Origin of the sequence: Phormidesmis priestleyi ULC007 (genome assembly GCF_003003695.1) — a bacterium.
GTDB lineage: Bacteria > Cyanobacteriota > Cyanobacteriia > Leptolyngbyales > Leptolyngbyaceae > Phormidesmis_A > Phormidesmis_A priestleyi_A.
In genome coordinates, this window is sequence record NZ_PVWG01000015.1 from 24,820 (window position 1) to 38,595 (window position 13,776).

General features: G+C 46.1%; 15 protein-coding genes and 1 tRNA gene. 3 read left to right on the forward strand and 13 right to left on the reverse strand.

What is annotated here, in order from left to right:
• Nucleotides 1–155 precede the first annotated feature (155 nt).
• Nucleotides 156–401, forward strand: a complete 246-nt coding sequence (locus C7B65_RS14210; RefSeq protein ID WP_073069724.1) for a DNA-directed RNA polymerase subunit omega — start codon at nt 156–158, stop codon at nt 399–401.
• A gap of 417 nt (nt 402–818) precedes the next feature.
• Here C7B65_RS14210 and C7B65_RS14215 read toward each other — a convergent pair whose 3' ends face one another.
• From C7B65_RS14215 to C7B65_RS27435, 13 genes are all read right to left on the reverse strand, one after another.
• On the reverse strand, nt 819–1,322 hold the full coding sequence (locus tag C7B65_RS14215; RefSeq protein WP_073069725.1) for a PIN domain-containing protein: 504 nt from the start codon (nt 1,320–1,322) through the stop codon (nt 819–821).
• The gene (locus C7B65_RS14220; protein WP_073069726.1) at nt 1,319–1,564 is read right to left on the reverse strand and encodes a UPF0175 family protein; all 246 of its coding nucleotides are present in this window, start codon (nt 1,562–1,564) and stop codon (nt 1,319–1,321) included. The genes C7B65_RS14215 and C7B65_RS14220 overlap by 4 nt, the downstream gene beginning before the upstream one ends.
• 249 nt (nt 1,565–1,813) lie before the next feature.
• A complete protein-coding gene (locus tag C7B65_RS14225) occupies nt 1,814–2,011 on the reverse strand; it encodes a DUF2283 domain-containing protein (RefSeq protein ID WP_073069727.1) in 198 nt (65 codons plus the stop codon).
• 14 nt (nt 2,012–2,025) lie between these two features.
• The gene (locus C7B65_RS14230) at nt 2,026–2,163 is read right to left on the reverse strand and encodes a hypothetical protein (RefSeq protein WP_223257289.1); all 138 of its coding nucleotides are present in this window, start codon (nt 2,161–2,163) and stop codon (nt 2,026–2,028) included.
• A 223-nt stretch (nt 2,164–2,386) separates the two neighbouring features.
• Nucleotides 2,387–2,803: a type II toxin-antitoxin system VapC family toxin gene (locus C7B65_RS14240; RefSeq protein WP_073069729.1), complete on the reverse strand. Its 417-nt coding sequence runs from the start codon at nt 2,801–2,803 to the stop codon at nt 2,387–2,389.
• Nucleotides 2,803–3,048, reverse strand: coding sequence for a hypothetical protein (locus C7B65_RS14245; protein WP_073069730.1), 246 nt, complete (start codon nt 3,046–3,048; stop codon nt 2,803–2,805). Before C7B65_RS14245 ends, C7B65_RS14240 begins: the two co-directional genes overlap by 1 nt.
• Before the next feature lie 30 nt (nt 3,049–3,078).
• Nucleotides 3,079–6,903, reverse strand: a complete 3,825-nt coding sequence (locus tag C7B65_RS14250; protein ID WP_073069731.1) for an Eco57I restriction-modification methylase domain-containing protein — start codon at nt 6,901–6,903, stop codon at nt 3,079–3,081.
• A gap of 11 nt (nt 6,904–6,914) precedes the next feature.
• Nucleotides 6,915–7,568, reverse strand: coding sequence for a Uma2 family endonuclease (locus C7B65_RS14255; protein ID WP_073069732.1), 654 nt, complete (start codon nt 7,566–7,568; stop codon nt 6,915–6,917).
• Nucleotides 7,569–7,585: 17 nt separating this feature from the next.
• On the reverse strand, nt 7,586–10,903 hold the full coding sequence (locus C7B65_RS14260; RefSeq protein ID WP_073069733.1) for a helicase-related protein: 3,318 nt from the start codon (nt 10,901–10,903) through the stop codon (nt 7,586–7,588).
• A 188-nt stretch (nt 10,904–11,091) separates the two neighbouring features.
• Nucleotides 11,092–11,165: transfer RNA gene (locus tag C7B65_RS14265), tRNA-Pro, on the reverse strand.
• A 51-nt stretch (nt 11,166–11,216) separates the two neighbouring features.
• Nucleotides 11,217–11,582, reverse strand: a complete 366-nt coding sequence (locus C7B65_RS14270; protein WP_073069734.1) for a DUF1818 family protein — start codon at nt 11,580–11,582, stop codon at nt 11,217–11,219.
• A gap of 5 nt (nt 11,583–11,587) precedes the next feature.
• Nucleotides 11,588–12,166: a hypothetical protein gene (locus tag C7B65_RS14275; protein ID WP_073069735.1), complete on the reverse strand. Its 579-nt coding sequence runs from the start codon at nt 12,164–12,166 to the stop codon at nt 11,588–11,590.
• A gap of 288 nt (nt 12,167–12,454) precedes the next feature.
• Nucleotides 12,455–12,649, reverse strand: coding sequence for a hypothetical protein (locus tag C7B65_RS27435; RefSeq protein ID WP_143162003.1), 195 nt, complete (start codon nt 12,647–12,649; stop codon nt 12,455–12,457).
• A gap of 21 nt (nt 12,650–12,670) precedes the next feature.
• Between C7B65_RS27435 and C7B65_RS14280 the strand changes: the two genes are divergently transcribed.
• Both C7B65_RS14280 and C7B65_RS14285 read left to right on the forward strand, forming a co-directional pair.
• A complete protein-coding gene (locus C7B65_RS14280) occupies nt 12,671–13,339 on the forward strand; it encodes a serine/threonine protein kinase (protein ID WP_083582698.1) in 669 nt (222 codons plus the stop codon).
• 58 nt (nt 13,340–13,397) lie between these two features.
• Nucleotides 13,398–13,718, forward strand: a complete 321-nt coding sequence (locus tag C7B65_RS14285) for a hypothetical protein (RefSeq protein WP_073069736.1) — start codon at nt 13,398–13,400, stop codon at nt 13,716–13,718.
• Nucleotides 13,719–13,776: the final 58 nt, after the last annotated feature.

Here is a 13,776-nt window from a genome sequence, read left to right on the forward strand (position 1 = left end):
TACGCTATTAATAGATTAGACTTATTGGAAATCTACCATTGCAGGGAAAGATTTGAAAATCTTTACAACTCCCTAGATAGACTATATCGTCTGATTGGCATATAGAAGCTGTGTCGCTCTTGTTTTCTACGAACTATTCACCCAAGGCAGTCTCTATGGCAAAATCTGGCTCTCTTCACAAGCGTCCTACGTTTGACACGACTCAGTTAATGCGGCGATCGGATGAACTGATCGCGGCAGCTTCTAACCGTTATCGGATTACGGTGCAGGTGGCAAATCGCGCTAAACGGCGGCGTTTTGAGGATTTTGATAGTGGAGATGATCCGATGATGAAGCCTGTAATGCGGGCGATCGTTGAGATGTCTGATGAGCTAACTCAGCCAGAAATTATCGGCGAGTAGCTTGATTTGTTAATTTTGATGAGATGGGGTTGAGACGTTTGATCGTTTCTGCCCCATTTATTTTGTTAAATAAGCTGTCTCACAGTTCTTATATTGGACTCTTTATAAGTCTATCTGCTAGTCTCATTTAAGATTTGTGAATGTGTCTAGACCTGTCTCGCTGTTCTCAGATTGGACTTTTGGCGAGTCTAAAGAATAGTCTTACCTAAGATTTAAGGCATTGCTGAATTGCGGTATGAAATGCTAAATTCGCCCTCACCCTAGCCCTCTCCCAGAAGGAGAGGGAACAAGACTTCTGGCTCCCTTCTCCCTGGGGAGAAGGGTTGGGAAGGGCCTCGCCCCACTTCGTGAGGAGGGCAATTCATACATTCATTCAGCAACGCCAGATTTAAGATCTGCTGATTCTGGAAGAACCACTCAGGTTTGTGTGGTTTCTCCTGCCAGTTGCAACACTTCGCTGTATAACCGAGGGCTAATCCGAAAGTTTGCCCGTTGAATCAAAGCATCCATCATTGGGTGAACTTTTGGAATTAGAGCTTGGCTCTTGGCAGCGAGTAAAACGCCTAATATTCCGGTAATTCGCAAGCCTTGGCGTTTCGCTTCGAGTCGTCCGAGGCGTTCGTCAATGAGTAATTGGGTTGCCTGGAGTTCTAATGCTAAAACGATCGCATTGGCTTCTCCAGGATCGAGGTTACGATCGCGCTCTAGGGTTCCGACCTGCTGCTGATCTGTGACGGAACGAACTTCTAACCAGTTAACGGTTTGTACGATTTGGGTGGCGGGGTGATTAATCCCGTTGGCTAGCAGTTCTTGGTAAACTGCATCGGGAATGATGACGGTGCCGAAAAGTTGGGGGAGCAGGTGAATGTAGCCTACTACGATTAGATTGGCGATCGGGGATGTATCACTGACGATGATCACAGTAAGCCTAGCTCTTGCAAGCCCCTGACATCTTCGTGGAGGTCTTCGACATCGTAGTGGATGTAGAGGTCACGGCTGGCGAGGAGTGCCTGGAATTCGAGTTGGGTCATGCCAAGAATGCGGCTGGCTTTGCCGAGGGTGAGTTTCTCGCGCTGAAATAGCAGCAGCACCACTTCTTGCAGCAGTTCGGCTTCGGAAAGTCCAGAGGCTTTGACTAATTCATCGGAGAGAAGCAAGCTCATAATGGTTGTGCTGAGGGTTCTGATTTGAGTATAGCGATCGCAGACTCATCTAACCGCAAGTACAGCGCGTCATCGTCTTTGTGTACTACTAATTTCACTGGGTTCTCCTACCAGAAATTTACCCTCGGTCAAATAGAAATGGCGATCGCTTTGCCCGTTGTTTCTGGTTCTGGAATGGATTGACCGTCTTCTTTGAGCGTGTCAATGTAAAGCTCGATCGCCTCTTAATTTCATTTTTCTCACAGTTCACTAAGTTGTTTCCAACAAAATTCTTTGTAAAGAATCGGGGCTTCTTTGGCTGAGATATGACACTTCAATGCCAACGACTTTTCCATTTGCGTTGTAATCTAGAATGATGCCATCGCTGACTTCTTCAGACTCGACGATCGCAGTTTCATCCAAACGCAGGTACAGCGCGTCATCTTGTTTGTGTACCACTAATTTCATTCGACTCTTCAGATCTACTCCTTTTGGGTTGAGTCACTAGATCTCTCCATAGTAAACTGTCGCAATTCTTCAAGGGTAGGCTCACTCGATTGATATCGTTCCTGAGTGTAGTCGCCGTTGCCAATCTCTAGCTGCTGAAGAAAGCGCAGCATTCCCACGACTCCTAAAGAGTCAATCAGTGCTTTGTACCCAGTTTTTCTGATTTCAGCTTGCTTTATGACTTTGATCTCTCTCTTGTAATACGTTCATTAACCAAATAACTGGATTTTCAACGAGGATGCCAATTATTTCAGGATATTGCTTGGCTTTTTTAAGGAGTCGATCGTCAGTGATCAGAAAGATATCTGCTGATGCCGATCGAGCAAAATCAAAAAGCTACTTCAGCAGACGAATGAAGCCTGCCTGTTCAAAGTGATGATCGGTTGTGAGGGCTTCTGTCAGGTTGAGATGTTGCATGATGGCAAAACTTGAGCAGTCAACTAGACTCCATTCTTTATCCATCCGAGTTGATAGAAGTTGCCATGCTGCTTCATCAAGTTCAGGACTAATATGCAGGATTTCAACATGAGGTGAAGTTTTTAAGCTGTGGATAAATGAAACTGTTGTCTTTCGGGGAAGCCGCAGTGGGCTAGTTAACAAAGCAACCAGTTCAGCGATCACGTAGTTGGTTGTAATGAGCTTCTGATTTTGTTGGCGTGCGAGCCGATATAGTGTGGCAGTCAGACTATGAGAGGGCTGAGACACATCAACTAGGTTTCCCCAACCGGATGTATCGGCAAAAATATTAGGCATTAGCGGGCTTCGTTAGAGTCGATTAGGGCTTGTCCTAGATATTGGTCATGATGTTCACTCCAGTCTGGAATGCTGCTGTTGACTGCACCAATAAATTGTTCTAGGGGATCATCTACGAACTGTTGAATTGAAGCAGCTAACCACTGAATTGTGAACTCTTCAGGGGACTGACCGCGTTGTTGGGCGATTTTGACCAATGGTTGATAGAGTTCTTCGGGAATTTGTAGCGTTAATACTTGAGTCATGTTGCTCTCCTGATTTGGGTTGGTTGATTTTCATGGTTTGCCCTCGATCGTGCGAATGACAGGCAGGGTATCAAGGGCAATGAGGTTTTGACGAATGGGATGGTCTTGGGCGTAGAGGCGTTGAAAGATGGCGCGGAGGGCTTCGAGTTTGTCGCCTTTGATGTCGTTGAGAGTGGGTAAGTTTTCGGCTTGGAGCGGGTCGGCAAAGGTGAAGCCGTGGGCGTAGAGATCTTCGGGTAAGTAGAGTTCGTAGACTAGCCCGTTGATGATTTGCTCGAAGTATTCCAGCATCAGTTTGTCTTGAACTGGAATTACATGACTTTTGTTAACGAAATCACTATTCATTTGGTAGCAGTAAAGTATGTAATCAACAAATATCCCAATGAATTGAGGTGTATCTGAGTGGGCTATTGGCAATTTGGCTAAATGACCTCGTTTTACCTGTGCCAATGCCTCCCCTTTTTCTGGATTTATAACCTTTTGATAAAACCACTTCAATAATGCTGAGTTTATTAATCCAAGAATAAAACGAAGATCTGTACTGTTTTTTTGAGGAACGATAGTGTATAAATTATCTCGAACGATAAACTGACGATTATCAAGAGTTGCCACCAAAGAATCACCTGTTTGTCGAACAATAATCTTCTCTAGAGCATCATGGCTTGCAGAATATCTAGGTTCTGCAAGCCATTCGCCAAAGCTTATCCAATAGTTTTCATTCCAAAGAATTTGAAACTTTTGAATTAGACTTCCCCGTAAAAGGGGGCGAGAAGTTTTGTCTTTCTTGTGTTCAGACACGTAAGGTTTAGCATCTACAATCGCTCTAGTTTGTGGCGGTTTTCCTTTTCCAACTTGAAAAGGCTTCGTACCCTGTGTAATCTTACAAAACTGATCAAGTGTCTTGTGATGCTTTAACTTATCAGCGACAGCAGATACTTCCGAGTTTCCAAATATATTTATTGAATCTCCATTTTTTTGTTTCCATATTTTTTGTTCTATGTAGTATGCTTCTTGAAATATGAATTCATCAAAAATAACGATACCTATTCTATTCTCTTCAGATTGGCAATAGTTGGATATAATTAAAACCTCTGTATCAACAACAGCAGCAAAGACAGATGTCAAAAGATGCACTATTTGATTAATTTGTTTTTCTGAAAACAACCACTTCCTTATCTTCTTCGTCTTCAAGTTAGACAGCAATGTATTAGGAATAATTAAAGTAATACATCCGTAAGATTTTGCCAGAAAAGTAGCCTTCTCTAAAAATAGGCGGTAAGTATCAAGCGGATAATCTTGATACAAATAGTGCTTCTTAAAGTATTCTTTTTGCTTAACAGTTATTTCCGATCCATAAGGCGGGTTGCCAATCACCACATCAAACCCATCTTTTACGCCATACATCCACTCTGGGTCAAAGAAGGTTGCAGAAGCATTTTGGTCATAAGGATTCCATTGGGCAATCTGTCGCGCCGTTTGGTCAGACCAGCCTTCTGTTTTTAGCAATTCACTAATTTCAGCGCGGAGTTCTCGATCGCGCTCCCGATATTTCTGCTTGGTTCGCTGCGATCGTGCCTTAAAAATCTCATGCCGAACCCTTTTCAGTTCATTCTCTTTTGCTTCGACTTGTGGATCTCGCAAAAGTAACTGTTGAGGACGATCGATACTCATCAATGTATTTGCTGCAATAAACTTCGTCTCTAAGTTTGGCAACGGCAAAATGCCTCGATTGAGTTTAGACTCATCGACTCGTTGTTCTACAATCAGCGAGATAAAAAATCTGAGCTTGGCAATTTGCACCGCGATCGGTTGAATATCTACCCCATAAATGCAGTTCTCAATCAAAAACAGCTTGCGCGGATAGTCCATCTCGTTGTCGCCAAAATCTGCCTCAATCTGCTGCAACCGCTCCTGAAGCTGCCCCACTGCTGCATCCCGCGCCGCTTCATAAGAAATCTGCTGCGCCTGTCGAATATCTTCTAACAGAGGCAAAATTTCCCGTTCCTTCTGCTGATGCTTCCACTGCTCATTGTTGGGGTCAAGCTTGCCCAAAATAAACACCAGCTTCTGCAACAACCCCATCGGAAACGCACCCGATCCGACTGCCGGATCAAGCGATTTTAGTTGGTCGATCGCCTGGATCAAAATCACCACTTCTTGCGGCTCAAACGGTTGGCGATCGCTCTTGTAATCCAACAGTTGTCTCAGGCGTTGCTCAGTCCTCACCCTAAATCCCTCTCCCAGGGCGGGAGAGGGACTTTGAATCTGGCTCCCTTCTCCTAATTTGGAAGAAGGGTTGGGGATGAAGGCATTCTGCAAGTACACCAGCAGCGACTCATCGACCATGTAGTCCACCACTTCACGCGGCGTATAAAACGAGCCAGTCTGCTTTCGTGCCGTCACCCGCGTTTCAGAGTTATAGGCTGCCAGCAAGTTTTCAAACACCTTGCCCAACAGTTCCGGGTCTAAGGCGATTTCTTCCTCGATCGGTGTATTTTCTGTGATGGTGAACTTGTAGCTGTTGAAAATGTCAATCAGCCCCCGCACCTTAAACCGCTTATTCTTCGTCCCATAAATCTTATTCAGGTCTACATCCTGTTCCTCAGAAAAAAACAGGTAATTAGGCACAGATAGCGGGTTGTCAGCCCGATCAGAAAACCCATCCACTCGAATCGTTTGTCTAGGCTGATCAGGGTCAGCATGATCCAAACACTCAAACAAGCCACCATTGAGAAACGGCACTTGCTCAAATAACTTCAATGCCTCCTCTAGCTGTTTGAATAATGACTCATAGCGATAGACGTTATGCACCATATAGTGCTGATCGCGTGTTTTGCCTGTATGTCGAAACTTCCGGTTTTCTGGCTTGTCTAGCGTATTCATCTCCTGATTGAGCGTGGCAAAAAACAAGTTTTGCAGAATTGCCTGATAGTAAGTACTAGAGTTGGGATCGTCAAAGTGGATCAGTTGAGCGAGGCGCGATCGCTGAAACAACTCCTCTGGAACCAGCGGCTGATCTCCCAGTGATTTCTCCTTGAGAAACCAGACAAAAATCACCCGTGTAATCATCCGAATCACGCTGGTCGCATTACGAACTTCCTCATCCGTTTCTGTCCCCGCTGGAAACACCACATGCTGAGTCGCCCAAAAATACCAGTTCGACACCTCGCGAAAAAACCGCTTGTTTAGTTCCGAGCTATCTAGCGTTTTCTGCCACGCCTGATGTAGCTCAACAAAATTGGTAAACTTGTGTGCCTTGTAGAGTTGCTCTAACGACAAATCAAACAAGATCTCTAGGTGGGCACGATGGGGACTTGCAAGGGCAATATCCTTAATCAGCGTCACTTTCTCCAGCACATCTTTCGACTGATCTCGCTTATGCAAGCGCCGATTGATCATCGATAGCGTGAGTGTCTGCCCATATAAAAACACCAACATCACAGGCATAGGAAACAGTTTGTTGATCTCGCGGGTAATGCCAGCGAGTTGAGTGCGCGTGTAGGTATTGCTTTTGAGGGCGATCGCAAAAAACAAATAAGACTCAATGATCGTGTTATCTACTCTGGAACTATCGCCAAAAGAAATCCGAAGCTGATTACTGCCCGTAATTTCATCCTTTGTCAATTGGAATAGCAGGTCTACAAACCGCCAGTCTTTCAGCAACGCCGTTTCACGATTGAACGATCGCCCCTCAGCAAAGCTATTCAGAAAGCTCTGAGCCGTTGGAGTCTCTAAGCGGGTACTTTTATCAACCCGATAACCCAACGTTTCAAACAGCGATCGGGCATTGTCTGCCAGATTGCCAGTGGCAAATTTTTGCAATCTTAGTGCTATCGCTCGTTTTGCGTCAGACATCGATCGCCTCGTTATAACTGTTTTCTGAGTTCTTTCACCCGTGCCCGAAAGTCGATCTCAGCTTGAACTTCATCCTGTTGCGCTTGCTCTAAAAAACAGTACAACTCTGTTTTCTCTACCCAGGTGAATGTCGGGCTGCGATCGACTTCTGTATAAGATTCCCCTTGAAGCTGATAGATAAGCCATTCTCGCCCGTTGTAGCGCCAAAACTCAGGCACACCCATCGCTGCATACAATCGATTCTTATCAATATCAGTGTGAGTAATGTCTACTTCCACCAGTAAATCGGGAGGAGGATCTTGAGCCAGGTCAACGTTTCGCCCTGCCACTTTCGGTTGGTTCTGAATGTAATAGGCACAATCTGGTTCAGACCCTCGATTCAGATCTTCACGATCGAGAGTCGTCGATCCCATTGTTTTGATCTTCATGCCAGATTCAACAACTAGAATCCGTACAAAAAGCTCAATCAGGTGCAAGAAAAATTCGTGATTTTCTGAGGGCATGGTGATCTCTAGCGTTCCGCGATCGTAAGTCAGGCGAGCCGCACGGGTTTGGGGCAGGGCATGAAGAATTTGCTGGTAGGCTTGCCAATTTAAACCATGCAGCGTCACCCGCTTTTCACCAGAGAGAGTTCTTTGCGTTTCTAAGGGAGCAGTGCTGACCATGAAAGACCTCTAACGACCTATGCTTCATTTTGAATCACTAACCACGTAATCAACTCAAAATCAGTGGTTTTCTCAACCTGGCTCTGCACCTCTATCAGCACGGCACTGCGGCTCGATTGCAAGTTTGACAGCGATCGCTTCCGAAACGTAGTGACGATCGAGGCGATCGCCGCCTGAAGCAACTCGCTATAAACGCTCATATCGTTGCCCTGGCAAGTCTGCTGATCGAATAAGTTGCAAAGTTGTTCATAAGGCGTGGTCTTTTCGGCGCACAGCAATCGATAAATTTCCAGAATTTGCTTGGGTTGGGCAAAGGTGAATCGCACGACTCGATCGTCTCGCACATAAACCAGAAAATGAGGCTGTAACGGATTCACGGCTTCACTTCCAGAATCACCCTTCTGCCTCAAACAGAAGATGACTCCAGGTGCGATGAAGTTATAGTCAGGATGGGGCGGAACCACTGCATAGAGTCCCAATGGTGCATCTTGTAAGAGTTGGCGATTGCTCTCAATGTACTTGCTAAGTTCGAGCCGAAAATCATCCAGCGTGAACTCAGTCAACGATACCGTCTCGGTAAAATCTTCGAGATCGAGTACCTCATCTTTAAGCCGCAGCAGTTGCTTATCCCGATACTTCAGGTCATCCTGAATGATGTCTTCAACGGTTGCCAGCAGGTTATCTTCCTGAGTTGCCGCAATATCGACCAGTGCCATCCGCGCTTCCACTCGGTTCTTGAGATTGATGTATTTGTTCAGGTCTTCGGTGGGCCAGAAGTTGACCATCTGCACTGTAGAACTGAGACTGCCAATGCGATCGATGCGCCCAAATCGCTGAATGATTCGGACTGGGTTCCAGTGAATGTCGTAATTTACGAGATAGTCGCAATCTTGCAGGTTTTGTCCTTCTGAAATACAGTCTGTCGCAATTAGTAGATCAATCTCACCATCTTGTGGCATCGTCAGTATTTTGGAGCGCTTCTTGGCGATCGGAGAAAAGTTAGTCAAGATCTGATTGAACTCTGATTTGCCAAAGGTCGTTTTGTTGCGAGAGGTGTCTCCTGTCACCAAAGCAGCCTGGATATTGAGTTCACTTCTTGCCCAGCTACTTAACGACTCATAGAGGTAAACGGCAGTATCAGCAAATGCTGTGAAGATTAATACCTTCCGGTTTGGCTGATCCTGTTTATTGATCGTTGGGCTTTGCACCTTCTGGGCAATTAGCTTTTTCAACTCAGCAAGTTTGGCATCGCGATCGACCGAAATCGCTGAAGCTGAGTTGTACAGTCCGACCAACTGATCTTTGTCTCGATCGAGATCTTCTAACCATGCCTCGACATCTAGGTGTGCCATCTGGTAGATCAGCTTTTGCCCCACCTGCATGGCATCTCGCAGTTCTTCATCGTCTAGTTCGGCGATCGTCATTGGTATCGCTTCCACTTCTACACTCTGACTATGAAGGGTTTGAAACCTTGTAATCCGTTCCTGAAGTTCTTCAATTTTTTGAATGGTGTTGTCCATTGTGATGGCGAAGGCAGAAACGGAACTTTCCAACCGCTTCAAAAAGTTGACCTTCATCATGCCGATCAGAAAATGTTCGCGATCGCCCTGGCTAAACACGGCTCTGTCTCTGTCATACAGCATTTGATACTGTGGCAAAACGTATTTTGCTGGGTTAAACAGCGACAGTTGATAGTCTGAAATCTCGTCGTTGATTTTGTCGTAGGACGGAAATCGACCTCTCAAGTCAATTTTGGGATAAATCGAAAGGGGTCGAAGCCGCTCTGGAAAGCCGCCTAATTCAGCAATGCTGTCTTTGTAATATCGCTGAATGTGTTGGCGCGATCGAGCGATCGTCAGTTCATCGAGCAGTTTGAAAAAGCCAGAACTCAACTTTTCTAATAGGTCGATCGTTCTTCGTTCACCCTGCTGTTTTGCCCAATTGGTAAAGGTGCGTTGGGCAGTTGCCAGAGTTTCTTTGAGGCTAGTGATGCCAAATGACTCACGGAATGCCTCATCCCGTCCTTCTGTCAGAAAATAAAGCTGGTTCCGCAGGTCTTTTAGATCATTGTTGACCGGAGTTGCTGAGAGCAGCAGCACTTTCGTTTTAATGCCAGTCTTGAGAACATCATCCATTAACCGCTCGTAGCGACTCTTGCGAATGATCGTGCCTTCTTCATCTCGCCTACTGCTGGTATTGTTGCGAAAGTTATGAGACTCATCAATCACAACTAAGTCATAGTTTCCCCAATTGATGGTTTCTAGATTGATATCACCCGAAAGCCCTGAATCTCGACTCAAATCAGTGTGAGAGAGAACGGTGTAGCTAAATCGGTCTTTAACAAACGGGTTCAGTTCACTGTTGTTCTGAGCTTGGTAAATTGTCCAGTTCTCTCTTAGTTTCTTGGGGCAGAGTACCAAAACTCTGTAATTCAGCAGCTCAAAATATTTGATGATTGCCAGAGCTTCAAACGTTTTCCCCAGACCCACACTATCGGCAATGATGCAGCCGTTGTGGGCACGAATTTTATTGATTGCCCCTTTGGCCCCATCTTTCTGAAACTCGAACAGCGTCTGCCAAATTTCGGTATCCACGAGCTGGCTCTTTTCGCTTAGTAGTCCACTTGCATCCTGGTCTGCCAGAAACTTCTCAAAGATGTGGAATAGGGTCTTGTAGTAGATAAATTGGGGACAATGATTTTGATAAAGCTGCTCTAGATAGTGCAGAACCTCGTCTTTAACCTCCTCAACTAGGGCCTCATCGTTCCACAACTCGTCGAACCAGGTTTTTAAGTCTTGGCGATCGCGCTTGCTGTCAACTTCTAGGTTAAGTTCAAGATTGTTGCCTGCACTGCCCAAGCCCAAACCCCGCACTGTGAAGTTAGAGCTACCCATGATGGCATCCTCTACCCCATGATGATCCATGTGATACATCTTGCCGTGTAGGAGATTGACTTGCGTGACTGACCGGATTTGCACCTTCTCCTTGATCCAATCCGCACACTCTCTGGCAACTCGTTTTTGTTCCAAACGGTTTTGGAGTTGCAAGTCTTCATCTTCTATCTTGAATGATTTTTTATCCGTTCTGTCTGGGTCAAGCGATCGCACAAAACGGGGTTCACCAAATAAAAACCTCAAATCTGCGATCGCCGTTAATTCTTGCTTGAGCGCTTCAAATGCGTAGATTGTAAAATAGGCAGAAACGATCGACAAGGTAGAGTCAGACTGAATTTTAGTTTTTAGAAAATCTCCAACGGTTCCTCGACGGTGATTATCGCGAATCCCAGAAGTTGAGATGGGACTGCTTGCATTGGCTCGATTCTTTGCAATTGCCATCTAATTCGCTCCTTACACCAAAGTGGTGCATGAGGTTTTAGCCAGTCTAGCGATAAAATTCACGCGCCAGTTTTCTGGGTTATTTCAAATTTCTTCGAGTTATTTCGCGCTCTTATTGAGAATGAAGAGGTTTCTGAAAGCTGTGCCTAGAAACGACAAAAGCCAGTCAATGACTGGCTTTCATGCTATCGGAGCGACAGGATTTGAACCTGCGACCCCTACTACCCCAAAGTAGTGCGCTACCAAGCTGCGCTACGCCCCGATGTCGCTTAACAAATATAGCATAGGGGATTGCATCCATCCAACCAAGCTGTCAAAAAACTTGAAGCGTCTGAAGGGCTTGTAGGAGTTGAGCGGCGGCGGGGGCAGCCCAAAATCCTTCGCCTCGGCGACCTGTGAGAAGGATTAACCGAAGGCTGTAGGCATGAGGGTAGCCTTCAACTTCTAGCCAGAGACGATCGCTTTGGGCTTCGCAGGTGATCGTTTCTTCGTCCATCAGTTCGGTGGTCATTTGCTGCATCGTGCGGCTAAGTTGTTCGAGCAGTCGTGCGAAGTCTTGCAGTTCGGGTGCGGTAAGTTCGATCGCCCAGTGATCTGCGCCAACGAGTCCTTTAAACTCTGGGGCTTCGGCATCCCAACCGATGCGCCAATCGGTGCCGCTTTTGAGTAACCGTCCCATATTAGTTAGGGTTTGAGGAGTTGGGCCCCACTGGGTTGAGTTGGGCGATCGGGCATCACCATCGAAGGAGGTTGTGGGCTGGCGATCGGGTTTGGAATGGGTTGGCGAGCGGTGGGGCTGAAGACGTTTACTAATGCTTGAACGAGAGCATCGCGCTGTTTGCGGGTGAGACGGTTGATGATGCCACGATCGCCCTCTAAGGGATTTTTTCTTAGGGTGTTTGAGCCGGGATAGCCTGTGTCGATGATTGGCTCGTTGACTCCTAGATAGTCGCCTAGAGTCATTTTCCAATCGAGGCGATAGTTGATGGGGCGACCTTTGACATACTGGTGATAGCGGATCAGCCGACTGACGAGGGTGTTGTTGGGGTCAACTTTTTGGGTTGTGCGGTTGATGTATTGGTTTTCTAAGGGCAGGTCTGGAATTTGCTTGTAAACTTGCTGCCAGGCATCTTGAGGTCGAATGGATTGGGCGATCGCGGGAAGGGGAGTGAGATGGCCGAAGGGTGCGCTAAGGGTGAGTGAGACGATCGTAAGTGTTGCAATAACACTTTGTTGAATGGGGCGCTTGGTTAAATGACGCATAAGGCTGACTCAACTCTCTAATCTCATCACTAGTACTTTATCGCATTGAATAAGAGGAATTGAGGTTACAGTTCGTTTATCTTAAATAAGACTCGGACTGGGACTCATTATGAGTCTTATTTAAGACATTTAAGACATTTAAGACATTAAAGACAACAAAGGAGCGCTATTCGTTTTATGGGTGCTGAAGTACAATGCTGCTAGTTGGCGATGAAATGGATCGGGACTGCCAAAACGCGCTAAAAAGAGGTTCATAATTTAGTCCATTTTTAGTCCAGTCCAGTTTTTCTATTTTCGAGATAGCTCTGAAACTGGCATCTGATAAAGCTTTTGAGTAGCATCATACAGTTGGAACTTCTGTGGACTCCACAGAAGTTCCAAGCCAAGGAGAAGACTTCGAGTCTTGCGATTGACAGGCTCGACCACAATCCGCACTTGGGCGATCGCATCCTTTAATAAGTAGCACAGGGTGAATCGAGTCAACGGAGCGATTGAGATTGTGCCATCAAACTACTGAGAAACCCATTTCCTAGCTTTAGTGAACTGGTGCAGTTCCGCAATCAGTATACGATCGCCAAAAATCTTGACCTGCCCAGCATTGTCAAACCGCTAACGCTCGAACCTTACGAAAATGCTTATGCGCTAGTGATGGAAGACTTTGGTGGCATTTCGCTCAAGGAAGTGCTGAAACGGGAGGGAAACCTGGGGCACGGTTTGACTGCATTCCTTCAGATTGCAATTCAAATTGCGTCAGCTTTGGATGGACTTTATCGATATCGAGTCATTCACAAAGACCTCAAGCCCGCCAACATTGTGATTCATCCCGACAGCAAGCAAGTCAAGCTGATTGCCTTCAGCATTGCCTCGCTGCTGCCCCGCGAAACTCAAGAGATTCAGAATGCCAACGCGCTAGAAGGAACACTGGCATATCTCTCACCAGAACAAACGGGACGGATGAATCGCGGCATCGACTACCGCAGATTATCCCAACAACAGAAATCTATAAGTTCTTTACGCAATCGGATACGGTGTCAGTTTCTGATGCAGCAGCGAATCCGATTTATCGCTTTTTGCACGATCGCGTTCAACAAGCCGCCTACCTCTAATCGCAGAAGAACAGAAACAAGCCGCTCACTTGCAGATTGGACAACTCCTCCTAAGTCACACCCCTAGAGCCACAAAAGAGAAGCTGTTTAATATTGTCAATCATCTGAATCAGGGAGCCGAGTTAATGACTCAGTTGCAGGAACGCGATCAACTGATTCAACTCAATCTGCGGGCAGGACAGAAAGCGAAACTGGCGACCGCTGATGCTGCCGCGATCGAGTATCTCAACGCTGGAATTACACTGCTGCCAATCGAGGGGTGGCACAACCAGTATGCCCATGATTCTCAAGCATCGCCTCAAAGCCAACGAATCTCGCCCAGAGATCACATCACCACAGACGATGGTAATTTGCCGAAAGTAGAATGCTTTGCTGGACAATTAAATCAGGTGTTTATGAACCTACTGGCAAACGCGATCGATGCATGCAAAATACTACTGGTGTAACTTTTTAGACTTTAAAGAGGCAGACTTGTGCTGCTGAGAAAACCGATTCACCGCTTAG